Here is a 25,836-nt window from a genome sequence, read left to right on the forward strand (position 1 = left end):
CGGTCATTCCTCCTCTTGCTCCTGATCGATGCGTGTTTCATGATGTCCGCAAGACGTACATTCTACTTTCACACCGTTCTTGATTTTCTTTTGTACCATCATACTGCTACAAACCGGACATGGTTCCTCGACCGGTTTATCCCATGAGACAAATTCACATTCCGGATAGTTGGAACAGCCGTAGAACAAACGGCCTTTTTTACTCCGGCGTTCGACGATCTCACCTGTTCCGCAAGTCGGACATTTGACACCGATTTCAACTTGAATCGGTTTGGTGTTCCGACATTCCGGGAAGTTCGAGCACGCCATGAATTTACCGTAACGGCCCATCTTGATGACCATCGCGTGACCACAGACTTCACAATCTTCTCCGGCCGGTTCATCTTTGATTTCGATTTTTTCGATTTCGGCTTCGGCACGCGTCAGTCGTTTTTCGAACGATTTATAAATCGGGTCGACGACTTCGGTCCACTGCATGTCTCCTTTTTCAATCGCATCAAGCAAGGCTTCCATATCCGCCGTAAATTGAACGGTGATGAATTCTTGGAAATAATCACTGATCATGTCGATGACCAGTTCTCCGAGTTCAGTCGGCAGGAATTTTTTCTCTTCAAGCGTCACGTATCCGCGTTTTTGAATCGTATCCAGTGTTGGCGCATAGGTCGACGGACGACCGATTCCGAGCTCTTCCATCGCCCGGACGAGGCGTGCCTCTGTATACCGCGGTGGTGGTTGCGTAAAGTGCTGTTTCGGTTCAATCATTTCCTGCTCCAAGACTTCCCCGTCTTCAAGCGGTGGTAATAAACCGTCCTTGACGTCCGTCACCGTCTCATCATCTGTGTCTTCAATATAGACTTTCATGAATCCGGCAAATTTAACGGTTGAACCGTTTGCGCGGAACATGACATCGTTTGAAACCAAATCCACTTTTACAGTATCGAGAACAGCCGGAGCCATCTGACTGGCAACAAACCGTTCCCAAATCAATTTGTACAACCGGAACTGATCGCGGGACAAATATGATTTGACGAGTTGTGGGTCACGCATCGTCGACGTCGGACGAACAGCTTCGTGGGCATCTTGCGAATTCGCTGCTTTTTTCTCTTTCCGTTTTTCAACAGCGATGTATTCTTTTCCGTAGGCATTTTCGATGAATCCTTGCGCTTCGATGTTGGCGGTCTCGGATGTCCGGGTTGAATCAGTCCGCATATACGTAATCAGACCGACCGTGCCTTCTTTTCCGAGCTCGATTCCTTCATATAACTGCTGGGCAATCATCATCGTTTTCTTTGCCCGGAAGTTCAGCTTGCGGGCTGCTTCCTGTTGGAGCGAACTCGTCGTAAACGGCAAGGCCGGATTACGGCGGCGTTCTTTTTTCGTCACGGAATCGACTGTAAAGGACTTGGATAGTTTAGCCAGTACTTCATTGACTTCTTCTTCCGAGTGCAGTTCACGTTTCTTTCCATCAATTCCGTAGAAATTCGCTTCCAGCTTTTCGCCGTTTGCATCAAGCTCCAGTTTGATCGTCCAATATTCTTCCGGTAAAAAGGCATTGATTTCCTGTTCGCGGTCGATGATCATCTTCACGGCAACCGATTGAACACGTCCTGCTGACAAACCTTTTTTAATTTTCTTCCAAAGTAACGGACTCATGCTGTAACCGACAAGACGGTCCAAGATACGCCGTGCCTGTTGTGCATCGACAAGATCATAGTTGATCTTGCGGGGTCTCTTGAACGAATCTTTGATGGCGTCTTTTGTGATTTCATTAAAGACAACCCGGCATTCTGTCGATTCATCGACACCGAGGGCTTTCGCTAAGTGCCAAGCGATCGCTTCCCCTTCACGGTCCGGGTCGGCTGCGAGATAAATTTTTTGTGCTTTTTTAGCGGCCGTTTTCAATTCCTTTAAAACCGGCCCTTTACCACGAATCGTAATATACTTTGGTTCATAGTCATGTTCTACGTCAACACCCATTTGACTTTTCGGTAAGTCGATGACATGTCCCATCGAAGCTTTCACGGTATAGTTTGAACCGAGATAACGTTTGATGGTTTTTGCCTTTGCAGGTGATTCGACAATTACTAAATATTTTGCCATTACAATCGCTCCCTATTAGAGGCGTACTCGTATTTTAATCTCACTTATCATAGTAGTCTCGATTCCCATTTGTCAACGTTCATCAAGATACTTTTTGAAACTTCTTCCGGATTTAAGAGTGGAATCGCGCCTTCTGCAATCAATTGATTTGTTCCTTGAAAGTGTTTTTCCGTCGGACATCCCGGAATGCAGTACACGTCTTTTCCTTGTTCAAGCGCATGTCCGGCTGTATTCATCGTCCCACTTTTCCGTGTCGCTTCGACGATGATCAATCCTGATGCCAAACCTGAGATGATCCGGTTTCTTTCTAAAAACTGATGTTTTTTAACGGGTGTCGGAGCAGGATATTCCGATAACAGCAGTCCGTCTTGTTGAATCCGTTGAAACAGCGGCGCATGCCTTGCAGGATACAAAAAGTCAAACCCGCTCGCTAGTACGGCAATCGTCGCTTGATGATGTTTGAGGGAAAGACGGTGTACAAGAGAATCAATACCAAGTGCGCCACCCGACACGGTAACGAACGGCGATTCAAAAAATGGACGTAAGAAAGATAGACGTTTTGAGTGAGAAGGAGAAGGTTGACGGCTTCCGATGATACTGATCATCGGCTGTCTCAATAAGGAAGGATCACCACTGAAGAAAAGTCCATAGACGGGTTGAGGAATCTGAAGTAACGGCATTGGGAAATACGGATCTCCCGGAACAAGAAGGTTCGTTGGGACTTGATCCAATTGTAGGGCTTGCTGATAGCGGTTTTTTATGGATCTCGACACAGGCAAATCCTCTACCGGTAAAAGACCGTACTGCTCGATCAAGACAACGATTGAATACGGAACCCGGCAAGTCGCAAAACGTGCATACAGTTCTCTCTCCATTCATTACGCTCCTTTTATATAGAAGAAAGCCGTCCTGATTAGATCAGGACAGCTGACATCTTGTTTAGTTCACAGTTGAACCTGTGACACATTCATCGTAAATACCGGCTTCTTTAATGACACGAATTAACGTCTCACCAATGATTGCTGGTGTTTCTGCCACTTCGATCCCGTTGGCACGAAGTGTTTTGATTTTTTCTGCAGCAGTTCCTTTACCACCTGAAATGATGGCACCGGCATGACCCATCCGTTTGCCTTCAGGCGCTGTCTGTCCACCGATGAATCCGATGACCGGCTTCGTCATGTTGGCTTTGACCCACTCTGCCGCTTCTTCTTCTGCCGTTCCACCGATTTCACCAAGCATGATGACGGCCTTTGTTTCCGGATCTTCATTAAACGCTTTGAGCGTATCGATGAAGTCTGTTCCGTTGACCGGATCGCCACCGATTCCGACTGCAGTGGATTGACCAATTCCTGCTGTCGTTAATTGATGAACCGCTTCGTACGTCAACGTTCCAGAACGAGAAACGATACCGACGTGACCTGGTGTATGAATGTAGCCAGGCATGATTCCGAGTTTCGCAACGCCCGGTGTAATCACACCCGGACAGTTTGGTCCAATCAGACGAACAGGTTTTCCGTCCAGGTAACGTTTTACTTTGACCATATCAAGAACCGGAATTCCTTCCGTGATACAGATGATCAAGGCGATGTTCGCATCTGCCGCTTCCATGATGGCATCCGCTGCAAATGCAGGCGGTACATAGATGATCGAAGCATTGGCACCTGTTTTTCCGACTGCTTGAGCGACTGTATCGAAGACCGGTACACCTAATACTTCTGTGCCGCCCTTACCTGGTGTCACACCACCGACGAGGTTCGTTCCGTAATCAATCATCTGTTCACCGTGGAACATTCCTTGATTCCCTGTAATTCCTTGAATGATGACTTTTGTTGATTCATTTACCCAAATACTCATCCTTAGCTCCCCCTTACTTCACGAGCGCAGCAATTTTTTCTGCGCCGTCTGCCATTGATGTAGCTGCTGTAATCGCTAGACCTGAATCTTTGAGAATTTGTTTTCCGGCATCGACGTTTGTTCCTTCGAGACGGACGACGAGTGGCAATTCTAAGCCCACTTCTTTTGTTGCTGCAACGATACCTTCTGCAATGACGTCACATTTCATGATTCCACCAAAGATGTTAACGAAAATCCCTTTGACGTTCTCATCCGACAAAATCAATTTAAAGGCTTCTGTTACTTTCTCTTTTGTCGCACCGCCGCCGACATCAAGGAAGTTTGCCGGATCGCCGCTGAAGTGCTTGATGATATCCATCGTCGCCATGGCAAGTCCTGCACCGTTGACGAGACATCCGATGTTTCCGTCAAGTGCAATATAGTTTAAGTCATTTTTAGAAGCTTCCACTTCGCGTGGATCTTCTTCCGTTTCGTCACGAAGTGCAACGACATCGGCATGACGGTATAACGCGTTTGAATCAAAGTTGAGTTTTGCATCAAGTGCCAAAACATCACCGTCTTTTGTTGTGACGAGTGGATTGATCTCAGCGATTGAACAGTCTTTATCGACGAAGAATGTATACAATTTCGTCACCATACCGACGAACTTGTTGACGAGTTTAACCGGAACACCCATTGCAAACGCCAGTTTACGCGCTTGGAAAGCTTGTAAGCCGACTGCCGGATCCACTACTTCTTTGATGATTTTTTCCGGAGTTGCTTCTGCGACTTCCTCGATATCCATTCCGCCTTCACTTGAACCCATGATGACGACACGTCCCGTTACACGGTCAAGGACAATCCCGAGATAGTATTCTTTGTCAATCGCACAACCTTCTTCAACAAGAAGACGTTGAATGACTTTACCTTCTGGACCTGTTTGATGCGTGACGAGTGTTTTGCCGAGTAACTCTGTCGCGAATTCTTTCACTTCTTCTTGCGATTTAGCCAATTTAACACCACCGGCTTTACCGCGACCCCCTGCGTGAATCTGTGCTTTTACGACTTTGATCGGACCTGACAATTGTTCTGCTGCATCGACTGCCTCTTCGACTGTAAATGCTGCAATTCCGTTCGGAACAGGTACACCGTACGAACGAAGTAACTCTTTTGCCTGATATTCATGTACATTCATGAAAAAATCCCCCTTAACCCCTTTAGTTTCGGCTCTTTCATTGTAGTTAAAATTGGAAGCGCTGTCTATCGTTATCGACCGAAAGCATTTATTTCTTCAAAATTTCCGTTTGATCGAGCTGATATAAAAAGGCAAACAACTCGGCAATGACTCCGTATAATTCGTTTGGAATTTGTTCCGAGACTTGAACGGCATCGAGCAATGTAATCAGTGTCGCGTCTTCACGGATTGGAATGTTGTGCTGTAACGCCTCTTCAAGAATTCGTTCCGCGACCCGTTCCGATCCTTTCGCGACGACCTTAGGCGCCTGCATCTGTTCCTCATACGATAAGGCGATGGCTTTTTTCATATCTGATAGTCCACCCTTCCGTTTCGATCCGTCGGTTGAAATGAGATCCGTTCTTTTTCCGATTCGATCTGTTCAAAACGAATCAAATCATACCCTTGCTCGTGCAAACGCTGCTCGATAGTCGGCTGATAATGGGACATGAACGTTGCTATCCGCTCATCCGGATGAAAAACGGAAATCGCAATCTTTCGATCCGTAATTAATAAATCGAGTGCGATTTCACCGGTTTTCGGCAGTTTTAAGTAAAAAGCGATGCGGGCGTGATCGGGATTAAATTCTTTTTGATCAAACGGTGCTTCCATCGTGACATCGACTTCCTCAAAAGGACCGAATTGCGGTAATTGAAACAAAAAAATACCGCGCCCGGTTTCATTCGTTGCTTGAATGACCTGTTGGGCAAGCACTTGATCACTGGTCTTCCGGTCCAGTTGTCCTTCCGTCATGCCGTCCGCATGCCGGGCGAGTTGGACCAATTCGATGATTGCTTGTTTAAATGCCGTTCCGGATCCTTCCATCACTTTTTGCCCCAGCTGTTGCAACACATCCCGCGTCGTTTGCGGGATCGAGTCATTTGAAAAGTCGGTTAACCGGTTAAAGGCCGGTAAGACTGTCGCCTTATTTGGCACGGACTCTTCTGCTACGATTTTTAGCACCGGTTGTCCATCTGTACTCGTGACGGTAAAGCGGTAGGTCGCACCTTCTTTCAGCTCGGCTGTCGTCCCTGCCGTCAAGACACGTTGGCCAACCTGCAGTTCCATCAGACCGTCTGGGAGAAGTTTCAATACTTTGCCGATGACGTTGGCTCCTTCACGCAACGGTTGATTGGTCGCATCAATGATTTTAAAAGGCAGTAAGGCCCGATGTTCAATCTGCACGATGGTTTACCTCCTAAAGTCGGTCGAGGATCGGTTTAAATGTCTTCCGGTGAATCGGTGTCACCCCGACACGATCAAGCGCCTGTAAGTGTTGTGCTGTCCCGTATCCGGCATGTTGATCAAAACCGTACTCCGGATAGAGAACGGCGTATTGTTCCATCATCGTATCCCGCGTTTCTTTAGCGATGACACTTGCCGCTGCAATCGAGACGCTCCGCGCATCTCCTTTGATCAGGGACTCTTGCGGAAGATCGACATCGAGTGTCATTGCATCCACTAACAAGGCATCCGGTGTCAGCTGAGCAACAGCCTGTTGCATCGCTTGCTTCGAGGCCTGATAGATGTTGATCCGGTCGATCTCTTCCGGCTCGATGATACCAATTGCGACTTCTGCGACCTCCTGAATATGCTGATAAGCGGCGCTTCGTTGCTTTTTGGACATCTGTTTTGAATCCGTCAACCCGGGATGATAAAAGCCGGCCGGTAGGATGACAGCTGCTGCGACAACGGGACCGGCGAGCGGTCCACGACCGACTTCATCCACTCCGGCAATTCGCTGATGCCCTTGTGCACGGTACCGGTCTTCGAACAGGGACCGCTCCTGGAACTGGACACGTTGTTGCTCTTCCTGTAACAATCGGCGTTCTGCTTGTTTCAAGGCCGTGACAACCCCTTTTCGGCCATCTTCGGCAAATTCCTTTTTCATTTGTTCCAATTCTTCCCGCGAGACGTGAGCCAATCGGGTTTTGATTTCCGTTATGTTCATGACGTAGCTCCTTTTTGAAAAAAGCTTGGATTTCTCATGATGAGAAACCCAAGCCTGTCTTATTCTGTGACGGTTGCCCACTCTTCGACGGTCTCGAGCGTGACCCGACCAATCTTCTCCGTCCGTAACTCATGAAGCAACATTTCACTTGTCCGTTCAAAGTCGACATAACCGCCTGTTACGAAACCACGGTTTTTACCGATCGCCTCGAGCACCTCGACAGCTTCACCTGACACGTCCTGTAACCGATAACGGGCTTTCAGTTGCTCCGGATAACGGGACTTGAGCTCCCGGATTGCAAATAAGGCGATATCATCAATATTCAGGATATCATCCTTAATGGCACCCGTCGCCGCTAAACGATAACCGACAAGCTGGTCATCGAACTTTGGCCACAGAATTCCCGGTGTATCAAGCAGTTCCATCTCACCTGTTTTCATTTTGATCCACTGTTGACGTTTCGTCACACCTGGACGATCGCCTGTGATTGCGATGTTCCGTCCGGCTAACCGATTGATCAAGGTTGATTTCCCGACGTTCGGAATCCCGATGATCAACGCCCGAATCGCACTCGGGTTCCGCCCCTTATCCCGCATCCGGTCATGTTTGTCTTTCATCAAGCGTAAAGCACCTTCATGAATCTGGCCCAATCCTTTACTGTGCTTCGCATCTACGGCGATGACATCGACACCGTCTTTACGGAGTGCCTGCATCCATTTTTCCGTCAGCCGGGCATCCGCCATATCTGATTTATTCAGGACAATCAGTCGCGGTTTGCCTGCCGTAATTTGTTCGACCATCGGATTACGGCTCGACATCGGTAAACGTGCGTCCACTAATTCGATGACGACATCAATCAATTTTAATTTTTCCGTAACTTCACGGCGTGCTTTCGCCATGTGTCCCGGGAACCATTGTATTGTCATTTCTTCCACCTCAAGTTTTCATAGTGCTTGGACTGCTAATAATGAACGATTTATACGTCGTGTCTCGTTTTACCGATTCACTGTCTGTTCGAGAGAAACGATCCATTCTCTAGTATACGCAACTTTTCGACAGAAAAGAACCCTGTCCCGGTCCGAACAAAAAAACGAAGTCCACATTTTGTGAACTTCGTTTCTTGAGAACTGATCGCTGTCATCAATCAACGGACCGGACATCATTAAACGGGTAGAAGACGAAATTCGTCGTACCGACGATTTGATCCTCGTCCACAAAACCGATATCCCGGCTGTCTTTCGAGTTTTGACGGTTATCTCCCATCACAAACACTTTTCCTTTTGGAACAGTCTTTTGCGCTGTTTTTTCTTCTAGTGTAAAGTCTTCTGTTAACGGAACACCATTCATCTGTGCCTTAAATTCGTTCAGATAAGGTTCCTCGACTTTTTTATCGTTGACATATAACGTATCATCTTTGTAGTACATCGTATCACCTGGAACAGCAATCACACGTTTGATGTAGTCCCGTGTTTCTGTCGCATGGAAGACCACGATGTCCCCCCGTTCCGGTTCATTGAAATAATAAGGAACCTTATTGACAATCATTCGGTCCGAATTGTGTAAGGTCGGCATCATCGATTCGCCGTCCACAATAACCGGGACGAATAAAAACGTTCGGATGATGAACGCAATTACGAGCGCCACGACCAGCGCCTTAATCCAACTAAATAACTCCTTCACGCGTTCCACTCCTTCAACTCAATCTCTTGCCTAAACCTAGTATACGCATAAACGATAAAAAAAAGAAGCTTGTCCGGAGACAAGCCACTTTTTCACATGATTAACGACGAATTTCTTTAATACGAGCCGCTTTACCGCGAAGGTTACGGAGGTAGTAAAGTTTCGCACGACGGACTTTACCGTAACGAACGACTTCGATTTGCGCAACACGTGGTGAGTGAAGCGGGAATGCACGCTCAACGCCAACTCCGTAAGAAATCTTACGAACTGTAAACGTTTCGCTGATGCCGCCACCGTGACGTTTGATGACTACGCCTTCGAAAAGCTGGATCCGCTCACGCGTTCCCTCGACGACTTTAACGTGGACGCGGACTGTATCACCAGGACGGAATGCAGGGACGTCTGACTTGATTTGTTCTTGTGTAATTTCACGGAACAATTGTTGTGTGTTCATGAATGATTTCTCCTTTTTTCACCAATGTTCGTATCTTCATTTGCCTCTGGCATCCAACAGCGGAACATCGTTAATAGGTGGCTTTTGCCACATGTTTTAACTTATCACAGTTTCAGTCGTTTGACAATCCTGAAATTGATTGCAGGTAACGGCGGTCGGTTTCGGACAGGTCGGCCGTTTCGAGTAAATCCGGTCGGCGCTCAAGCGTCCGACTCAATGCCTGTTCACGGCGCCATGTTTCAATCCGGGCATGATTGCCCGACAATAAAACTTCCGGTACCGTCAAACCGCGAAAATCAGCCGGCCGTGTGTAATGCGGATATTCGAGCAGACCGGTCGAAAACGAGTCGTCTTCATGGCTCGCGGCCTTTCCGAGAACATCCGGCAACAGGCGGACCGTCGCATCGATCATCGTCATGGCTGCAAGTTCGCCGCCGGTCAGAACAAAATCGCCAAGTGAGACTTCATCTGTCACCAGTTCATCATGAATCCGTTGGTCGAACCCTTCATAATGACCGCATAAAAAGACAAGATCCGTTTCTTTGGACCATTCTTCCGCAAGACGTTGATCAAACCGACGCCCTGTTGGTGTCAACGCAATGATACGCCGTTTTGCTTCAGGCAAGTCGGCGATCGCGTCAAAGATCGGCTGGGGCGTCAATAACATGCCTGCCCCGCCGCCGTAAGGAGAATCATCCACACGACCATGACGATTCGTCGAGTAGTCCCGGAAATTGACATAGTTGAGTTCAATCCGCTTCTCCTCTTGCGCACGGGCGACAATCGAGTGATTCAGCGCCGTGAACATTTCCGGAAATAGCGTCAGGACCGTGATGTTCATCCTTCAATCAAACCCGGTAACGGTGTAATTTGAATCCGTTTGGCTTCGACGTCAATTGAAGCGACGACTTGTTCGATATAGGGAATCAGCACATCTTTTTTGCCGGGCCGTTTGATCGTCCAGACGTCGTTCGCGCCCGTCTCGAGAATCTCGGAGACGACACCAATTTCATCCTCGCCGTCAAAGACGGTACAGCCGATGATTTCATGATAATAATATTCATGTTCTCCGAGCTCTTGTAAGGCTTCCGGCTGCACATACAGTTTCAAGCCTTTATATTTCTCGACATCATTGATGTGTTGCATGCCTTTGAACGTCACCATGATGAATTGTTTATGTTTGCGGTAACTGCTGATCGTAAACGGCGTGTAGATTCCGTTCGATTCAAGAAATACCTCATTGCCGACTTTAAAACGCTGTTCCGGAAAATCCGTGCTTGCGAGGAGTTTCAATTCGCCTTTCAGACCGTGCGTGTTGGCGATTTTTGCGACTTCCAACCATTCCATCTGTTTCACTTCCTTATCCACAAGTCTTGTTTCTTGTTATTATTTTGCCATACAAAAAGGAGGTAAGCTTTCGCTCACCTCCAATCGTCTTACTTCGCGAGTTTCGCGTTGTGGAATTTCTCCATGATACCAGCTTTTGAGAAGAGGTTACGAACTGTGTCCGAAGGTTTAGCACCTTCAGCGAGCCATTTAAGAGCAAGCTCTTCGTTAAGTTTTACTTCTGCTTCTGGTTTAGCAACCGGGTTGTAGTATCCGATTTGCTCGATGAAACGACCATCACGTGGTGCACGTGAGTCTGCTACTACCACACGGTAGAAAGGTGATTTGTTTGCGCCCATGCGCTTAAGACGAATTTTAACTGCCATTCGTAAGTCCCTCCAAATAATAAATAATTTTTTTTCGTTTAGTCAAATTGACAACTTCACTAGTATACAACGTTCCAGCAAAAGTGAAAAGACTTTTAGAAGAATGGGAGGCCAAAGCCGCCTTTCTTTTTCCCTTTGCCCATTTGGCCGGAGAATTGTTTCATCATCTTCCGCATGTCTTCAAATTGCTTGATCAATCGGTTCACTTCTTGAATGCTGCGACCGCTGCCGCGCGCAATCCGTTTCCGACGACTTGCATTGAGAATTTCCGGTTCAGTCCGCTCTCGTTTTGTCATCGATTGAATAATCGCTTCGACATAAACGAGTTGCTTCTCATCGATTTGGGCATTTTTCAGACCCTTCATCTTTCCTTTACCGGCACCCGGAATCATTCCTAACAACTCATCCAAAGGACCCATCTGTTTCACTTGCTGTAACTGCTCGATGAAATCGTCAAACGTGAACGATGCATCGCGCATTTTGCCTTCGAGCTCTTTGGCGCGAGTTGCGTCCATTTGAGACTCCGCTTTTTCAATCAGCGTCAGCATATCTCCCATGCCGAGAATCCGTGACGCCATCCGCTCTGGATAGAATGGCTCGATTGCGTCCAGCTTCTCTCCAAGACCGACGAATTTAATCGGTGCTCCGGTGACTGCCTTGATGGAGAGTGCTGCTCCGCCTCGAGTATCCCCGTCGAGCTTCGTCAAGACGACACCTGTCACACCCAGCTTTTCATTAAAGCTTTGCGCGACATTGACAGCGTCCTGACCCGTCATTGAATCGACGACAAGGAAAATTTCATTTGGTTTGGCGATTTCTTTCACATCAACCAGTTCCTGCATCAGGTCCTCGTCGATATGTAAGCGTCCCGCCGTATCGATCAACACGATATCGTGGTGATGCTCTTTTGCATAGTCGAGAGCGTTCGTAACAATCTCTTGTGGACTGACCTGATCTCCCATTGAGAAAACCGGCAGTTCGAGTTGTTTCCCTAACGTCTCGAGCTGTTTGATCGCAGCCGGTCGGTAAATATCCGCTGCGACGAGCAGTGGACTGCGATTTTGTTTCTTCCGTAAATGATTCGCGAGTTTTCCGACCGTCGTCGTCTTACCTGCCCCTTGTAAACCGGTCATCATGATGACGGTTGGCGGACGGTTCGATAACGTCAACGGAGAAACTTCTGACCCCATCAGTTTCGTCAATTCGTCATGGACGATTTTGACGACTTGCTGACCTGGTGTGAGAGACGTCATGACATCTTGCCCGACTGCACGTTCTTTCACATCATTTACGAATTGTTTGACGACTTTGAAGTTGACGTCAGCTTCTAATAACGCAAGGCGGACCTCACGCATCATTTCTTTTACGTCCGCTTCAGAAATCTTACCTTTACCCCGCATTTTAGCGAGGCTGGCTTGAAGCCGTTCCGATAATCCTTCGAATGCCATGAAATTGCCCCCTACTCTAATTGCTCAAGTGCCGCAATGGTCACGTGAGCTTCGCTCGGAAGGTCAAGTTGCTTTAACTGATCAAGGAGTAACTTTCTCTGTTCATACTTTGCAAACAGACCCAGTCGTTCTTCATATTGTTCAAGCATCGCTTCCGTACGTTTTATGTTGTCGTAGACTGCTTGTCGGCTGACTTCAAACTCATCGGCGATCTCACCTAACGAAAAGTCATCCAGATAATAGAGTGACATATAATTCCGTTGTTTCGGCGTCAAAAGCTCCTGATAAAAGTCAATCAGATAATTCATCCGGTTCGTCTTATCAAGTGTCATTCGAGCACCTCCACGGTTGTTAAGTGAAATTCCTTTACAGATAGTATAGTACAGCCCTCACAGTGTGTTGTCAAGTTTTTTTCTTTACAAGGAAATCGAGGTCAGTCCTCTTCTCGGACTTCTTCGACTGTTTCTTTTTCTTCAAAGACATCCCCGAATAATCCATAGACGAATTGTTCGGCATCGAACGGTTGTAAGTCATCGATTTTTTCACCGAGACCGACGAATTTCACCGGCAGATCCAGCTCATTCTTAATCGCAAGAACGATTCCGCCTTTCGCCGTTCCGTCAAGCTTCGTCAGAACGATTCCGCTGACATCGGTCGCCTGTTTAAAGGCTTTTGCTTGAACCATTGCATTTTGACCCGTCGTCGCGTCAAGCGCAAGCAATACTTCATGCGGTGCTCCCGGAATTTCCCGTTCGATGACACGTTTTACTTTTTCAAGTTCATTCATTAAATTGACTTTGTTTTGCAGACGGCCGGCCGTATCGCAAATCAGGACATCGACACGGCGTGCTTTTGCGGCCTGGACAGCATCATAGATGACTGCCGCCGGATCCGATCCTTCTCCCTGACGGATGACCGGAACACCGGAACGTTCACCCCAGACTTGAAGTTGGTCGATTGCACCGGCCCGGAATGTATCGCCGGCTGCGAGCATCACCGTTTTGCCTTCGTTTTTCAGACGATTCGCCAGTTTACCGATTGTCGTCGTTTTCCCGACGCCGTTGACACCGACAAATAAGATCACATTGAGTTCATGACTGAGATCAAGTTCGGACTCTTCTTCTTCCACCAGCATGTTGGCGACAACTTCGACAAGTACGTCACGCACTTCTTTTGTATCCTTGACGTTTTTACGTTTGACTTCAATTTTTAACTTTTCGACAAGATCCATCGTCGTCGTGACACCGACATCCGCCTGAATCAGGACTTCTTCCAACTCTTCAAAAAAATCTTCGTCGACTTCCCGGAAGCGGTAGACGAGATCATTGACGGCATTCGCCAATCCGTCCCGCGTTTTCGTCAAACCTTCCGTAAATTTCGACGTCACTTCTTGTGTCGAAGTCGTCAACCGGTCTTTTAACTTTTTAAAGAAACTCATTTTTTTATCCCCTTTGGTTCTACTTCTTCGCTTAATGTCCGTCTCGCTTCTTCCAGTTTAACGGATAATACTTCAGAAATACCATTTTGTTGCATCGTCACACCATACAGGACATCCGCTGACTCCATCGTCCCCTTACGGTGGGTGATGATGATGAACTGGGTCTCACGTGCCAGTTGATGAACGAACTCTCCGAATCGGGCGACGTTCGCCTCATCGAGGGCTGCTTCGACCTCATCCAAAACACAGAATGGCACCGGGCGTGTTTTTAAGATGGCAAACAATAAAGCAATCGCTGTCAGCGCTCGTTCTCCGCCCGACAACAAGGACAGGTTCTGTAACTTTTTACCGGGCGGTTTCGCCACGATATCAATACCGCTTGTCAACAGATCCGTAGGGTCGACGAGGATCAAGTCGGCTTCCCCGCCGCCAAACAGTTCGCGGAACGTTTCCCGGAAATGTTCCCGGACCGCTGTATACGTCTGTTTGAACAGCCGGATGACTTCCCGGTCCATTTCTTCGATGACCGCATACAAATCGGTCTTCGCACTGACCAGATCGTCGCGTTGCGTGGACAGGAACGTAAAACGTTGATCGACTTCGGCAAACTCTTCAATCGCACCGAGATTGACAATCCCGATTTCCTCGAGTTGCCGTTTCAGAAGATGCAATTCTTCCTTTGCCTCCTCGAATGAGATCGTCAGCGGTTGAATCAACTCGGCGACCAGTCCCATCTCTTCCAGTGTCTCGTGACGGGTCTCAAGGCGTGTACTGAGCCGTCCCTGAGTAAGCCGGGCTTGATCGAGACGCTGTGTCGTCCCTTGCCGGGCTTCTGTCAGTTTCGCTTCCTGAATCCGTAACAGACGTAAGTTTTCTGCCGCCTGCTGAATTTCTGCCGTCACAAGCGTCAATTCGCGTTCGACTGAAGTTTGTTCCTGTTGCATCTGCGTTTTCTCAGTGTGCAGGGCATCAATCTTCGCTTCGTCGAATCCTTCCAGGACATGCTTCAGATCACGGCGTTTATGACTTCGTTCTAATTTTGCATGACTCAATGTCTCACGGAGGCGTGTTACCTCACGGTCGATTTGGTCATGTGTCATGCTGACAGTCCGTTCCTCAAGCAAGGCTTCCGCTTGCTGTTGCTTTAATTCTTCGACCGCAACTGCTCCGCGTGACTGTGCTTCCTTCAGTTGATCGATTGCTTGCCGCAATTCCGCTTGCCGGTTCGTTAACCGTTCCATGTCCCGCTCTGATGCCGCGATGATGGACTTCGCCTCTGCCGCTTGTTCAGCGAGACGGGTCAATTGACCGTCGTGGACCGATAATTCAGAAGATGTGACGGCTAGACTGCGCTTCGCATCCGTGTAGGCTTCGCGAACACTTTCCAACTGTGCTTGAACCAATTGAATATCACGGGTATTTGTTTCCAGCGAGCCGACGAGTTGTTGCATGGCTGTTTTCATTTCATCACGCCGACGCTCTTGTTCACGAATGACAGCTTGACCTTGTTTCAATCCCGCCTGCAACTCTTCCAGTTCACGGGATTGGCTGAAGAGCGGTGTTCCTTTTTTACGACTGCCTCCCGTCATCGATCCGCCGACGTTAACGACGTCACCCTCGAGCGTCACGATCCGGTAACGGTGTCCGGTGGAACGGGCGATGGCATTGGCTTGTTCAAGTGATTCGACAACGAGTGTCGTCCCAAGCAGATTATCTTTTAGTTTCGTAAAGTCTTCCCGCGTCGTGACCAGTTGACTTGCGACGCCGAGATATCCCGGCATCCCTGACACACTTTGCTGGACGGAAGCACTCAGTTCCCGGCGCTGAATCGACGAGAGCGGCATAAACGTCGCCCGCCCGGCATTCAGCCGGCGCAACTCTTGAATCAGTTTCCGTCCCGTCACATCGGTATCGACGACGACGTTTTGCATCGCGCCGCCCAGTGCGGTTTCAATCGCTGCCTCGAAGCGGGCGGGAACGGTGATCAGTTCCGCGACGGCACCGTGGATACCGGCAATCCGGTCCCGCTGTTTTAAGACGGTTTTGACGGCTCCGAAATAACCACTGTAGTCGGCTTTGACAGATTCCAAAAATTCAATCCGGTCTTCGGTCTTATCGCGGCGTCGGTGGAGATCGATGATTGATTGTTCCATTTGGCGCAACGTCTCCTGTTGCTGACGATGCTGGTCTTGCTGTGTCTTTTCTTCCTGACGCAATGTTTCCAAGCGATTCCGTAATTCTTCTACCTGCTGTGCAAGGCGAATCGTTTCCGCTTCATACGTCGAACGATCCGTTTGTTTTGAGCCGACGTTTTCCGAAAAGCTCCGTTGCTGCTCTTCTGCATGTAACAGATCTTGTTGCGCCCGATGGTATGCATTGGTCGTCGCCGCCAACCGGCTCGCTACTTCAAATGCTTCCGAACGCAATTGTTCGGCTTCCTTTTCAAAGTCCCGGTCGGAGTAAGATAAGGCGGCATCGGCTTGTTCCCGTTTGGCGACTGTCTGCAAGTACAGTTGTTGTGTCTCTTGCTGTTGCTTCAGCACCGTCTGTTCTTCTTGTTCGATTTGCGCTACCCGTTGTTCTGCAACCGTTACTTCCTGTTCAAGACGCGCTTTCATTTCCGCTCCGTGCTTTTCCCGTTCTTTCGCCAGGTTTAAAGCTCCTTCGATTTCAACGAGTTTCGTCGATACGAGCCGCAGGCGGTCCTGCATTTCCGTTTCTAAGCGCCGCTTCTCTTCTAACGATGTTTCTTGTGTTTCCCTTGTCGCTATTGTCTCTTGCAACCGCTCCTGCTCCGCAAGCAGTTGGGCTTGGCAGGATTCGATTTCCGTCGACACGTCAGTGAGTTGTGTCATATACTGCTCGATTTCGGTCGCAATGATGCCCCGTTCCAAGAAGTCATACCGTTCACGGGCTACTAAAAATTCTTTTGCCAGTGACGCTTGTTCCCGTAACGGCTCAATTCGTCCACCCAGTTCGTACAGAATATCATCGACACGGGAAAGATTTGTTTCTGTATCCGTTAATTTTCTTTCGGCTTGTTTTTTACGGTTCCGGTATTTCAAAACACCGGCCGCCTCTTCGATGACAGAGCGCCGTTCTTCCGGTTTTCCGGAAATGACTTGTTCGACCCGTCCTTGACCGATGATGGCAAACGCATCGCGGGACAACCCGGTATCCATGAATAAATCGAGCACGTCTTTTAAACGGCACGGTTTTTTATTTAAGAAGTAGTCACTGTCTCCGTTTCGCGTGACACGCCGGGTCACATTGATTTCTTGATACGGCAAAGCGACCGTCCCCGATTCATTGTCGAGCACGAGGGTGACTTCCGCAAATTGTTTCCGGTGTTCCGAGATACTTCCGGCAAAGATGACATCTTCCATCTTCGCACCGCGTAATGATTTAGCCGACTGCTCACCGAGCACCCAGCGTACTGCATCCGATATATTGGACTTCCCGCTGCCATTTGGTCCGACGACAGCCGTGACTCCCGGAAGGAAGTCGAGCTCCGTCCGACTAGCAAATGACTTGAAGCCATTGATTTCAATTCGTTTTAAGTACATCTTGACCACCCATATGTTTAAATTTCTTTTTGATTTTCTTTTAGTTTACCATAGCCGAAAGGTCTACAAAATGGTAGCTTTTATGGTAATGTTAGGCTTAAAGAGATGAAGAGGAGATTTTAAGACATGACAATTGAACAAATGATCGTAGAGATCCTGGATAAATTGAACATCATTAACAAAGGTGTCATCAAGGCGGAACAATTCGATGGAACAAAAAATGACGATTTAAAAGAGATTTATGATTTCGTCATGATGCGTGAGTCGTTGACATTAGCAGAAGTCGATGCCATCGTCGATGAACTGAAATCATTGAAAACCGTTTAAGATTCCTCACAAAAAGGCACTCCATTTTGAAATGGGTGCCTTTTTTCATGTCAAAAGCTGTTTTTCAGTTCAAGCAAGGCTTGTTTGGCAGCCTGCTGTTCCGCCTCTTTTTTCGAGCGGCCGGTTCCGATGCCTTCCAGCTTATCCGCGATGTGCACGCGCGAGATGAACTCCCGACTGTGTGCAGGTCCGCGTTCTTCGATGATTTCATACTCGATCTGTCCCAGTCCGACCCGCTGGATCGCTTCCTGGAGTTGACTTTTAAAATCAGTTTGTTCTTCAAAAAATCCAGACGCCACTTTCGGAAAAACCGCTTCGGCGAGGAATCGTTCTGCAGCTTCAATCCCTTGATCGAGGTATAAGGCACCGATGAAGGCTTCAAATACATCCGCGAGTAGTGCCGGACGATTTCTTCCCCCTGTCAGTTCCTCTCCTTTACCAAGTAGAATCATTTCAGAAAACTCGTAATGATTCGCGAACTGTACCAGTGACGGCTCACAGACAATGGCCGCACGCAGCTTTGTTAATTCCCCCTCGGAACGTTCCGGGTAGTGTTGAAAGAGATAACGGGAGACTGTCAATTCAAGTACCGCGTCACCCAGAAATTCAAGACGTTCATTATCCCCGTCTGATTCACGCTGCTCATTCACAAACGAAGAATGTGTAAATGCTTGCTTCAATAGTTCTACATTCGCAAAATGAATATCCAGCCGTTCCTGGAGCTGTCCGAACTTCTGTTCAATTTGCGCCAAAGCCCGTGAGTCTTTGCGTCGCTTTACATAGGGTCCTTTTCGGACACGACGTCCTTTTTGATTTGTCATAATGCCTCCTAAACAGCTAAATCCCACCGCAAATACGCGGTGGGTTCAGCTTCATATATTAGACTTGTGTTTCGATGTAGCTAACGACATCGCCGACTGTTTTTAAGTTTTCTGCTTGGTCATCTTCGATTGTGATTTCGAATTTATCTTCGAGATCCATTACGAGTTCCATGACTTCAAGTGAATCTGCTCCGAGATCGTCTTTAAACGATTTGTCGAGTGTGATTTCACTCTGTTCTTTACCTAATTTTTCTGCGATTGCTTCTTGCACGTCTACTAAAATTTGTTCTTTTGTCATTTTAAAATCCCTCCATGAGTTGAGTATATAAGATGATTGCCAATTTGGCAAAGTACTACCACAGTTCACTTACATTGTCATGCCGCCATCGACTGCCAAAGTTTGACCAGTGATGTAACGAGCATTGTCTGATGCGATGAAACTAACGAGCGATGCAATATCGTCCGTCTGACCAAATCGTTTTAACGGAATTTGATCGAGCGTCTGATTACGTTGCGCTTCTGTCAATTCATCCGTCATATCGGTTTCAATGAAACCGGGACAAATCGCATTTGCCGTAACGCCTTTACTTGCCAGTTCGCGTGCGACCGACTTCGTAAATCCGATCAGTCCCGCTTTCGCCGCTACATAGTTGGCTTGACCGGGATTACCGGTAATGCCGACGACGGAAGCGATATTGATGATACGACCGCTCGTCTTTAACAACGGCCGCGTCGCCGCTTGTGTCACAAGAAACGCACCTTTTAAATTGGTGTTTAGAACCGCATCGAAATCTGCTTCTTTCATTCGCATTAACAGACCGTCACGCGTGATTCCGGCATTGTTGACGACACAATCCAACTGACCGTAAGTATCCAGTGCCGTTTTCAGCAATGCCTTGACTTGCTCGGCATCTGCCACGTCTGCTTGGACGGCAATGGCCTCACCGCCCGCATCGACGATGGCCGAAACGACTTCTTCTGCTTTTGCTGTATTCCCGGCGTAGTTCACGACAATCCGGAATCCGTCTGCCGCCAACCGTTTGGCGATAGCGGCTCCGATTCCACGTGAGGCGCCGGTGACGAGTGCTACCTTATTCAACGAATCGCCTCCGCTTCTAATTGTTCAAGTGTCGTGATGCTGACAATCTTGACGTCTTTTTTAATCCGCTTGACGAGACCGCTGAGCGGTGACGACGGACCGAATTCAATGAATGTATCCGCACCTTCTGCAATCAATTTTTCCACACAGGCTTCAAAACGAACCGGTGAATACAATTGTTGGACAAGTAAACGGATCAACTCATCCGGCTGATCGTGGAAATCACTGTCGACATTCGAAATGAATTTCGTTTTTGCCGCCTGGAATGGTGAAGAAACCAAAATATCTTCGAACCGTGAGGCAAACGGTGTCATTAACGACGAGTGGAATGCTCCTGATACATCAAGCGGCAGGACACGTTTCGCGCCCAACTCTTTTAATTTCGCAGTCGCCGTCTCGACAGCTGCAACTTGTCCTGAAATCACGAATTGTCCGGGACAGTTGTAGTTGGCGATTTGAACGATTTCTCCCGTTGCCGCAATGGACTCGACAGCATGATGGGCTGCTTCGACGTCGTTTAGACCGATGACAGCTGCCATCGTCCCGCCCGTTACTTGATTCATCAGATTTCCTCGTTCGCGTACGAGATAGACCGCTTCACTTGCCGTCAAGACAGATGCGGCAACGAGTGCACTGTACTCTCCGACGCTGTGTCCGAGTACGAAGTCCGGCCGATGACCAAGCGCCGCATAACGATTCGCAAGCAGCGTACTGTGTGCAACGATGGCAGGTTGTGCGATTTCCGTCGGTTTCAAATCTTCTTTTGTCCCTGTCGTCAACAGATCCGTTAAATCAAGACCAATCCGTGTCCCGAGGTCCATCAATGCTTGACGTGACTCTTCATGATGGAGAAGTGTTTGTCCCATTCCTGGCATTTGTGATCCTTGACCTGGGAACATCCAAACCGTTTTACCCATCCGTCTCACCCCTTTAGATTTCTTTCGTTGTTTTTGCCTCGATGATTTTTGTAACTACCTGCTGTTCGACCATCTGCTCTGCTTGTACCAACGCCCGGCTGAACGCATAGGCATTACTCGAACCATGGGCTTTGATGACCGGAGCGGCAATTCCGAATAACCCGGCTCCGCCGTATTCTTCATAAGCAAGCAGTTGTTTCATTTTTTTCAGCTTCGGTTTTAAAATCAAAGCCGCGATTTTTGAACTGAATGAACTCATGAATTGTTCTTTCATGACACCCATGATCATACTGGCGGCGCCTTCTGTACTCTTTAACAGCGTGTTTCCGGCGAAACCTTCCGTCACGATGACATCCACTTCCCCGCTCATCGCTTCTCGCGCTTCGACATTCCCGACAAAATGGATGGGTGCGGTCTCAAGTAGAGGATAGGTCTCTTTCGTCAGGGCATTCCCTTTACCGGCTTCTGATCCGATATTCAGCAAGGCCACTTTCGGTTGTTTGATTCCTCTGACTTGTTCTGCGTAGACCGACCCCATGATCGCATAATCCAAAAGATGTTCGGCTTTTGCGTCTGGATTGGCACCGACATCTAAGATGACGACCCCTTTTCCATTTCGTGTCGGGAACGTCGGCGCTAATGCCGGACGGTCAATCCCTTCAATCCGACCAATCACGAACAATCCGGCTGTCATGAGTGCACCCGTGTTGCCTGCTGAAATCAAAGCATCTGCTTCTTTTGATTTCACCAGGTTTGCAGCCACCACGAGTGAGCTGTCTTTCTTGCGACGGATTGCTCGGACCGGTTCGTCTTCTCCGGTAATGACAGATGCGGCGTGAACGATTTTCACACGCGGATCCTTGATGTCATACGAACGTAATTTCAATTCGTCGCCGACCAGACGGATTTCAATCTGTTCCGTCGGACGCTCCGCTAAAAATTGAACGACTCCTTCTACGATGGCGCGTGGAGCATGATCTCCTCCCATTGCGTCTACTGCTAAAATCATTTTGACTCCTCCTTACTACTTCGATACACCGTAAATTCACCGATGAACACACACTCATCGCCGACAAAACTCTCGACGTTGATGTCCGATCTGCCATCCTGCCGGTGCGAACTGACGAATGCTTTTGCCACGACACGTTCACCGACGTGAACGGACCGTGTAAACTGGACGTTGGCTTTTGTCGTCAAAGCCAGTTCATCATCAATCAAGGCGATGGCCAATGAATTGGCTTGGGCAAACAAAATATGTCCGCGGGCAATGGCATTTCGGCTGAACGCGTGTTCCGGTAGGATTTCTAAAATCGAAATCGCCGATGTATCTAGTTTCAGGTCAATCATATCACCAATGACTTCATTTTCAGTCAATGTACGCACATCATCTAGCCGTTCCGTCGCGACGTGTTTAATCCGTTCACGTAATTCCGGAATCTTCATTTCCATCCGGTCCAGTCGAATCGTCTGGATACTGACATTGAAATGAGTGGCTAATGCTTCATCCGTAATGAACGGATTTTGTTCAATTGTATGCTGTAGTTCAGTTTGTCGCTCTTTTTTAGGTACCCGCATGTACGTTCCTCCCACAAGAAGGATAACTACCATTATTACCTGGTACTAATAGTAGTATATATCCCTTGTTGTTCACTTTCAAGTATTATTCGATTCTTTCTCCATCCAGCAGTCCCTGCTGTTCGATATATCGGCGTAAAACCGCGTACTCCGGGTGTTGCCAAAAGGCATCGGAACGGAGCAGACGAACCGCATCGTTTCGCGCCGTCTCCATCACCTGGATGTCGAGTGCCGGATCGGTCAACACAAATCGTGGCAAGCCGCTTTGTTCGGTCCCAAAAAAGTTTCCGGCTCCGCGTAACTCAAGATCCTTTTCTGCCAACTTAAATCCGTCGTTCGTTTCCGTCATCGTTTTAATCCGTTCTTTTCCGGTATCGGAAGACGGATCGGCGATCAAGATACAAAAAGACTGGGCTGCTCCCCGCCCGACCCGGCCGCGTAACTGGTGTAATTGGGCCAAACCAAACCGTTCCGCATCATAAATGACGATAATCGAGGCATTCGGGACGTTGACACCGACTTCGACGACGGTTGTCGAGACCAGGACTTGCACTTGATTTTCTTTAAAGGCCTGCATGACGTCGTCTTTTTCGGACGAACTGAGACGGCCGTGCATCAATCCGACACGTTGCGTGGAAAACCGTTCTGTTAAAAGCAAATGCAGCTCGATTGCATTTTGCACATCCAGTGATTCAGATTCCTCAATCAGTGGCGTGATGACATACGCTTGATGACCGAGCAGTAACTCTTTTTCGACAAACCCGAAAACCCGTTCCATTTGTTCCGGTTTTGCCCAATAAGTTTCAATTTCTTTTCTTCCTGCCGGCATCTCGTCAATGATTGAGACATCCATATCGCCAAACACGGAAATTGCTAGCGTCCGTGGAATCGGTGTCGCTGTCATGTAAAGAACATCTGCCTGTTCTGCTTTCGCCCGCAGGCGTTTTCGTTGTTCGACTCCAAACCGGTGTTGTTCATCCGTGATGACGAGATGAAGGTCCTTGAAGACGACCGTATCTTGAATCAAGGCATGAGTCCCGACCAATACGTCGATTTCCCCTTGCCGTAACGCTTCCAGCAGAAGGAGCCGGCTTTTTCCTTTGACGGAACTCGTCAATAATCCAACTTTAATGCCGAGCGGCTCGAGGAGCGGTGCAAGCGAAGAGGCATGCTGTTCCGCTAAAATTTCTGTCGGCACCATCAGTGCCCCTTGTTTATTCGCGCGGACCGCCGCAAAGAGGGCAATCGCCGCCACAACTGTTTTTCCACTTCCGACGTCTCCTTGGAGAAGCCGGTTCATCCGTTCCGGTCGATGCATGTCAGCCAAAATTTCGTCCGTCACCCGCTTTTGCGCTCCGGTGAGCGGAAACGGTAACGTGGCAATGAATTGATCGATTTCTTGCTGGAACAACGGTAAAGCAAGACCTTGTCCCTTTCGTTTCCCGAGGCGTAACGTCTGTAACTTCAGTTGGAAGTACAGACATTCTTCATAGACATAACTTCTCCGGGCAGTCGTTAAATCTTGCCGGGTTGTCGGGAAGTGCAACCGACGCAACATCGTCATCCGGTCCAGTAGTCGATAGGTCTTACGAATGTTTTCCGGAATTCGTTCCTCGAGGGCTTCGCATTCGGCAAAAGCCAGTTCGACGACCCGCCGGAACGTCTTCATCCGCATGTCCCCTTTGAGCGAATAGACCGGTGTCAATTCCCCTTCAATCGCTCCGAATTGTAATTCTGTCGCTGAGATCGTCATCCGGTGTAAATCCCATTTGCCGCTGACCGTCACTTCTTCACCGAGTTTTAACTGATCTTTATAAAAAGCACGGTTGAACATCGTCACGGTGACGCTGTAACGGTCTTCGACAAGCAGACGGAACGTGAGTCGGTTTTTTCCTTTTCCGTAATACCGGACAAGTGCTTCCGATTGAACCTGTCCTGTGAATTTCACCTTATCTTCATGGATTGCCTCTGTCAGACTGCCGGTCACAAAATCGTCATAACGAAACGGGACGTGCTCAAGCACGTCCGCAATCGTCAACATATCCATTTCTTCGAGTTTACGGGCTAAATCGCGCCCGACTCCTTTTAATGCGGTTACTTTATTTGATGGATTCATTCGAGAGTTCCCCAAAGATTTTTGATTCGAGCCAACGCCCTGTCGGTGTGTTGGCGAGTCCGCCTTTCGCGGTTTCCCGTAAGGCGGACGGCATCATTTGACCGATTTCATACATCGCTCCGATGACTTCGTCACACGGAATCCGTGACGTGATACCGGCTAACGCCATATCGGCTGCAACAAGCGCGTTCGCTCCGCCCATGGCATTTCGTTTCACGCATGGTACTTCAACGAGTCCGGCAACCGGATCGCAGACGAGTCCGAGCATGTTTTTAAGGGCGATCGCAAACGCGTGGGCCGATTGATCGGGTGTTCCACCTGCCATTTCAACGATTGCCGCCGCTGCCATGGCCGTTGCCGAACCGACTTCCGCCTGACATCCGCCCGCCGCGCCGGAAATGGACGCGTTGTTCGCCACAACAAAACCGAACGCACCGGATGTAAACAGGAAGCGCAGCATCTGTTCGCGACTCGGATTCAAACGTTCCCGAACTGCGAATAACGTGCCCGGAACGACGCCTGCACTACCGGCTGTCGGTGTCGCACAGATTTTCCCCATAGCTGCATTGACTTCATTTGTGCCAATCGCCTTACTGACGGCGTCTAACAACAGATCGCCGGATAATCCTTGTCCGCTTGCCCGATATCGCTGTAACAACACAGCATCGCCGCCGGTCAGACCAGTGACCGATTCGACACCATCCCCTGTCAGCGACCGTTCGACCGCTGCTTCCATGACTTCAAGATTCCGTTCCATCATTCCGAGGACTTCATCCCGTTCAAGGTGCCGGACCGTCATTTCCTGTTCAATCATGATTTCTGAAATCGGTACATTTTTTTCAGTCGCCAGTGCGACGAGTTCTTTTACGGATTTAAACATCTCTTCACTCTCCCATCATGACAGAACGCTCGACTTGTGGTAAACGGTTGATTTCTTCGAGTACGGCAGTCGGCATGCGGTCGTCGATTTCGATCGCCATCAATGCCTGCTTGCCTTTTTCGTGACGCGATACTTCCATGTGACCGATGTTGATTTCATAATCGGCCAAAATACTTGTGACAGCTGCGATGGCCCCAAAGCGGTCATGGTGCAGGACGATCAGGGCCGGTCCACCGCCTGACAGTTTCAACGGTACTCCGTTCAACTCGGTAATCTCAATCGTTCCCCCGCCGATTGAAATGCCTACGAGCTCAAACTCCGCCTGTCCATCCGTCAGATGAACACGTGCCGTGTTCGGATGATCCGTCAAGGCTTCACTTGTTTCAAAATGAATCCGGATTCCTTTTTGTTCCGCAATCTTGATTGATTCCGGAATCCGGTCGTCAAACGTATCATAGCCGAGGACACCGCCGATAATGGCGACGTCCGTTCCGTGTCCCCGGTACGTGTCCGCAAATGACCCATAAAACGTAATCGTAATATCCGTCGGCTGCTCGCCAAACAATTTCCCCGCCATCAATCCAATCCGTGCTGCCCCCGCCGTATGCGAACTGGATGGTCCGACCATGATTGGACCGATGATATCAAATACACTCCGATACTTCATCTTCTTTTCCCCTCTCTT

At 48.6% G+C, this 25,836-nt stretch carries 27 protein-coding genes; 1 reads left to right on the top strand and 26 read right to left on the bottom strand.

Going from position 1 to position 25,836, the window contains the following annotated elements; genetic code table 11:
- Window positions 1–3 precede the first annotated feature (3 nt).
- The 17 genes from topA to smc form a co-directional block, all read right to left on the bottom strand.
- Window positions 4–2,100 carry a type I DNA topoisomerase gene (gene topA, locus R7V76_RS04985; RefSeq protein ID WP_290828824.1) on the bottom strand — a complete coding sequence of 699 codons (2,097 nt, stop codon included), beginning with the start codon at window positions 2,098–2,100 and terminating at the stop codon, window positions 4–6.
- Window positions 2,101–2,147: 47 nt separating this feature from the next.
- Window positions 2,148–2,975 (bottom strand): DNA-processing protein DprA, encoded by an 828-nt coding sequence (gene dprA, locus R7V76_RS04990; RefSeq protein ID WP_012370759.1) that lies wholly within the window; start codon window positions 2,973–2,975, stop codon window positions 2,148–2,150.
- A gap of 64 nt (window positions 2,976–3,039) precedes the next feature.
- The gene (gene sucD / locus R7V76_RS04995) at window positions 3,040–3,954 is read right to left on the bottom strand and encodes a succinate--CoA ligase subunit alpha (protein ID WP_290828825.1); all 915 of its coding nucleotides are present in this window, start codon (window positions 3,952–3,954) and stop codon (window positions 3,040–3,042) included.
- A 13-nt stretch (window positions 3,955–3,967) separates the two neighbouring features.
- Window positions 3,968–5,128: an ADP-forming succinate--CoA ligase subunit beta gene (gene sucC, locus R7V76_RS05000; RefSeq protein WP_012370761.1), complete on the bottom strand. Its 1,161-nt coding sequence runs from the start codon at window positions 5,126–5,128 to the stop codon at window positions 3,968–3,970.
- An 88-nt stretch (window positions 5,129–5,216) separates the two neighbouring features.
- Window positions 5,217–5,477, bottom strand: coding sequence for an EscU/YscU/HrcU family type III secretion system export apparatus switch protein (locus R7V76_RS05005; RefSeq protein ID WP_214763980.1), 261 nt, complete (start codon window positions 5,475–5,477; stop codon window positions 5,217–5,219).
- The gene (locus R7V76_RS05010) at window positions 5,474–6,352 is read right to left on the bottom strand and encodes a hypothetical protein (protein ID WP_290828829.1); all 879 of its coding nucleotides are present in this window, start codon (window positions 6,350–6,352) and stop codon (window positions 5,474–5,476) included. Before R7V76_RS05010 ends, R7V76_RS05005 begins: the two co-directional genes overlap by 4 nt.
- A gap of 13 nt (window positions 6,353–6,365) precedes the next feature.
- Entirely contained in the window at window positions 6,366–7,118 is a 753-nt protein-coding gene (locus R7V76_RS05015) for a ribonuclease HII (RefSeq protein WP_318091490.1), read from the bottom strand.
- 59 nt (window positions 7,119–7,177) lie between these two features.
- Window positions 7,178–8,044 (bottom strand): ribosome biogenesis GTPase YlqF, encoded by an 867-nt coding sequence (ylqF, locus tag R7V76_RS05020; RefSeq protein ID WP_214848876.1) that lies wholly within the window; start codon window positions 8,042–8,044, stop codon window positions 7,178–7,180.
- Between the two features lie 214 nt (window positions 8,045–8,258).
- Window positions 8,259–8,798, bottom strand: coding sequence for a signal peptidase I (gene lepB, locus R7V76_RS05025; RefSeq protein WP_012370766.1), 540 nt, complete (start codon window positions 8,796–8,798; stop codon window positions 8,259–8,261).
- Window positions 8,799–8,898: 100 nt separating this feature from the next.
- Window positions 8,899–9,252 (bottom strand): 50S ribosomal protein L19, encoded by a 354-nt coding sequence (rplS, locus tag R7V76_RS05030; protein WP_012370767.1) that lies wholly within the window; start codon window positions 9,250–9,252, stop codon window positions 8,899–8,901.
- Window positions 9,253–9,364: 112 nt separating this feature from the next.
- Entirely contained in the window at window positions 9,365–10,093 is a 729-nt protein-coding gene (gene trmD / locus R7V76_RS05035; protein ID WP_318091491.1) for a tRNA (guanosine(37)-N1)-methyltransferase TrmD, read from the bottom strand.
- Entirely contained in the window at window positions 10,090–10,599 is a 510-nt protein-coding gene (gene rimM / locus R7V76_RS05040) for a ribosome maturation factor RimM (protein ID WP_290828837.1), read from the bottom strand. Before rimM ends, trmD begins: the two co-directional genes overlap by 4 nt.
- A gap of 89 nt (window positions 10,600–10,688) precedes the next feature.
- Window positions 10,689–10,964 carry a 30S ribosomal protein S16 gene (gene rpsP, locus R7V76_RS05045; RefSeq protein ID WP_012370770.1) on the bottom strand — a complete coding sequence of 92 codons (276 nt, stop codon included), beginning with the start codon at window positions 10,962–10,964 and terminating at the stop codon, window positions 10,689–10,691.
- 95 nt (window positions 10,965–11,059) lie between these two features.
- A complete protein-coding gene (gene ffh / locus R7V76_RS05050) occupies window positions 11,060–12,412 on the bottom strand; it encodes a signal recognition particle protein (RefSeq protein WP_012370771.1) in 1,353 nt (450 codons plus the stop codon).
- Window positions 12,413–12,423: 11 nt separating this feature from the next.
- Window positions 12,424–12,744: a putative DNA-binding protein gene (locus R7V76_RS05055; protein WP_012370772.1), complete on the bottom strand. Its 321-nt coding sequence runs from the start codon at window positions 12,742–12,744 to the stop codon at window positions 12,424–12,426.
- A gap of 101 nt (window positions 12,745–12,845) precedes the next feature.
- Complete coding sequence (ftsY, locus tag R7V76_RS05060; protein WP_214763931.1) at window positions 12,846–13,850, bottom strand: signal recognition particle-docking protein FtsY; 1,005 nt, start codon at window positions 13,848–13,850, stop codon at window positions 12,846–12,848.
- The gene (smc, locus tag R7V76_RS05065; RefSeq protein WP_318091492.1) at window positions 13,847–17,416 is read right to left on the bottom strand and encodes a chromosome segregation protein SMC; all 3,570 of its coding nucleotides are present in this window, start codon (window positions 17,414–17,416) and stop codon (window positions 13,847–13,849) included. Before smc ends, ftsY begins: the two co-directional genes overlap by 4 nt.
- Window positions 17,417–17,542: 126 nt before the next feature.
- On the opposite strand from smc, the gene R7V76_RS05070 reads away from it, so the two are divergent.
- Window positions 17,543–17,743: a DUF1128 family protein gene (locus R7V76_RS05070; protein ID WP_012370775.1), complete on the top strand. Its 201-nt coding sequence runs from the start codon at window positions 17,543–17,545 to the stop codon at window positions 17,741–17,743.
- A gap of 50 nt (window positions 17,744–17,793) precedes the next feature.
- Here the strand turns inward: R7V76_RS05070 and rnc are convergent, their stop codons facing one another.
- The 9 genes from rnc to sdaAB form a co-directional block, all read right to left on the bottom strand.
- Window positions 17,794–18,564 carry a ribonuclease III gene (rnc, locus tag R7V76_RS05075; RefSeq protein WP_012370776.1) on the bottom strand — a complete coding sequence of 257 codons (771 nt, stop codon included), beginning with the start codon at window positions 18,562–18,564 and terminating at the stop codon, window positions 17,794–17,796.
- A gap of 58 nt (window positions 18,565–18,622) precedes the next feature.
- On the bottom strand, window positions 18,623–18,862 hold the full coding sequence (acpP, locus tag R7V76_RS05080; protein ID WP_012370777.1) for an acyl carrier protein: 240 nt from the start codon (window positions 18,860–18,862) through the stop codon (window positions 18,623–18,625).
- 69 nt (window positions 18,863–18,931) lie between these two features.
- On the bottom strand, window positions 18,932–19,663 hold the full coding sequence (gene fabG / locus R7V76_RS05085) for a 3-oxoacyl-[acyl-carrier-protein] reductase (RefSeq protein WP_012370778.1): 732 nt from the start codon (window positions 19,661–19,663) through the stop codon (window positions 18,932–18,934).
- Window positions 19,660–20,580 carry an ACP S-malonyltransferase gene (gene fabD / locus R7V76_RS05090; protein ID WP_012370779.1) on the bottom strand — a complete coding sequence of 307 codons (921 nt, stop codon included), beginning with the start codon at window positions 20,578–20,580 and terminating at the stop codon, window positions 19,660–19,662. The genes fabG and fabD overlap by 4 nt, the downstream gene beginning before the upstream one ends.
- A gap of 13 nt (window positions 20,581–20,593) precedes the next feature.
- A complete protein-coding gene (gene plsX, locus R7V76_RS05095; protein WP_318091493.1) occupies window positions 20,594–21,589 on the bottom strand; it encodes a phosphate acyltransferase PlsX in 996 nt (331 codons plus the stop codon).
- Window positions 21,586–22,155: a transcription factor FapR gene (fapR, locus tag R7V76_RS05100; protein WP_012370781.1), complete on the bottom strand. Its 570-nt coding sequence runs from the start codon at window positions 22,153–22,155 to the stop codon at window positions 21,586–21,588. The genes plsX and fapR overlap by 4 nt, the downstream gene beginning before the upstream one ends.
- An 85-nt stretch (window positions 22,156–22,240) precedes the next feature.
- Complete coding sequence (gene recG, locus R7V76_RS05105; RefSeq protein WP_318091494.1) at window positions 22,241–24,271, bottom strand: ATP-dependent DNA helicase RecG; 2,031 nt, start codon at window positions 24,269–24,271, stop codon at window positions 22,241–22,243.
- Window positions 24,255–25,151 (bottom strand): L-serine ammonia-lyase, iron-sulfur-dependent, subunit alpha, encoded by an 897-nt coding sequence (gene sdaAA / locus R7V76_RS05110; protein ID WP_026827977.1) that lies wholly within the window; start codon window positions 25,149–25,151, stop codon window positions 24,255–24,257. The genes recG and sdaAA overlap by 17 nt, the downstream gene beginning before the upstream one ends.
- Before the next feature lie 4 nt (window positions 25,152–25,155).
- The gene (gene sdaAB / locus R7V76_RS05115) at window positions 25,156–25,818 is read right to left on the bottom strand and encodes an L-serine ammonia-lyase, iron-sulfur-dependent subunit beta (RefSeq protein WP_012370784.1); all 663 of its coding nucleotides are present in this window, start codon (window positions 25,816–25,818) and stop codon (window positions 25,156–25,158) included.
- Window positions 25,819–25,836 lie beyond the last annotated feature (18 nt).

Origin of the sequence: Exiguobacterium artemiae, from assembly GCF_033342815.1 — a bacterium.
Taxonomy (GTDB): domain Bacteria; phylum Bacillota; class Bacilli; order Exiguobacteriales; family Exiguobacteriaceae; genus Exiguobacterium_A; species Exiguobacterium_A artemiae_A.

Bases quoted from the DNA above. Each gene is read 5' to 3' on its own strand.
- topA (WP_290828824.1), bottom strand. From the start codon at position 2,100: ATGGCAAAATATTTAGTAATTGTCGAATCACCTGCAAAGGCAAAAACC.
- dprA (WP_012370759.1), bottom strand. From the start codon at position 2,975: ATGGAGAGAGAACTGTATGCACGTTTTGCGACTTGCCGGGTTCCGTAT.
- sucD (WP_290828825.1), bottom strand. From the start codon at position 3,954: ATGAGTATTTGGGTAAATGAATCAACAAAAGTCATCATTCAAGGAATT.
- sucC (WP_012370761.1), bottom strand. From the start codon at position 5,128: ATGAATGTACATGAATATCAGGCAAAAGAGTTACTTCGTTCGTACGGT.
- R7V76_RS05005 (WP_214763980.1), bottom strand. From the start codon at position 5,477: ATGAAAAAAGCCATCGCCTTATCGTATGAGGAACAGATGCAGGCGCCT.
- R7V76_RS05015 (WP_318091490.1), bottom strand. From the start codon at position 7,118: ATGAACATAACGGAAATCAAAACCCGATTGGCTCACGTCTCGCGGGAA.
- ylqF (WP_214848876.1), bottom strand. From the start codon at position 8,044: ATGACAATACAATGGTTCCCGGGACACATGGCGAAAGCACGCCGTGAA.
- rplS (WP_012370767.1), bottom strand. From the start codon at position 9,252: ATGAACACACAACAATTGTTCCGTGAAATTACACAAGAACAAATCAAG.
- trmD (WP_318091491.1), bottom strand. From the start codon at position 10,093: ATGAACATCACGGTCCTGACGCTATTTCCGGAAATGTTCACGGCGCTG.
- rimM (WP_290828837.1), bottom strand. From the start codon at position 10,599: ATGGAATGGTTGGAAGTCGCAAAAATCGCCAACACGCACGGTCTGAAA.
- rpsP (WP_012370770.1), bottom strand. From the start codon at position 10,964: ATGGCAGTTAAAATTCGTCTTAAGCGCATGGGCGCAAACAAATCACCT.
- ffh (WP_012370771.1), bottom strand. From the start codon at position 12,412: ATGGCATTCGAAGGATTATCGGAACGGCTTCAAGCCAGCCTCGCTAAA.
- R7V76_RS05055 (WP_012370772.1), bottom strand. From the start codon at position 12,744: ATGACACTTGATAAGACGAACCGGATGAATTATCTGATTGACTTTTAT.
- ftsY (WP_214763931.1), bottom strand. From the start codon at position 13,850: ATGAGTTTCTTTAAAAAGTTAAAAGACCGGTTGACGACTTCGACACAA.
- smc (WP_318091492.1), bottom strand. From the start codon at position 17,416: ATGTACTTAAAACGAATTGAAATCAATGGCTTCAAGTCATTTGCTAGT.
- R7V76_RS05070 (WP_012370775.1), top strand. From the start codon at position 17,543: ATGACAATTGAACAAATGATCGTAGAGATCCTGGATAAATTGAACATC.
- rnc (WP_012370776.1), bottom strand. From the start codon at position 18,564: ATGACAAATCAAAAAGGACGTCGTGTCCGAAAAGGACCCTATGTAAAG.
- acpP (WP_012370777.1), bottom strand. From the start codon at position 18,862: ATGACAAAAGAACAAATTTTAGTAGACGTGCAAGAAGCAATCGCAGAA.
- fabD (WP_012370779.1), bottom strand. From the start codon at position 20,580: ATGGGTAAAACGGTTTGGATGTTCCCAGGTCAAGGATCACAAATGCCA.
- plsX (WP_318091493.1), bottom strand. From the start codon at position 21,589: ATGATTTTAGCAGTAGACGCAATGGGAGGAGATCATGCTCCACGCGCC.
- fapR (WP_012370781.1), bottom strand. From the start codon at position 22,155: ATGCGGGTACCTAAAAAAGAGCGACAAACTGAACTACAGCATACAATT.
- recG (WP_318091494.1), bottom strand. From the start codon at position 24,271: ATGAATCCATCAAATAAAGTAACCGCATTAAAAGGAGTCGGGCGCGAT.
- sdaAA (WP_026827977.1), bottom strand. From the start codon at position 25,151: ATGTTTAAATCCGTAAAAGAACTCGTCGCACTGGCGACTGAAAAAAAT.
- sdaAB (WP_012370784.1), bottom strand. From the start codon at position 25,818: ATGAAGTATCGGAGTGTATTTGATATCATCGGTCCAATCATGGTCGGA.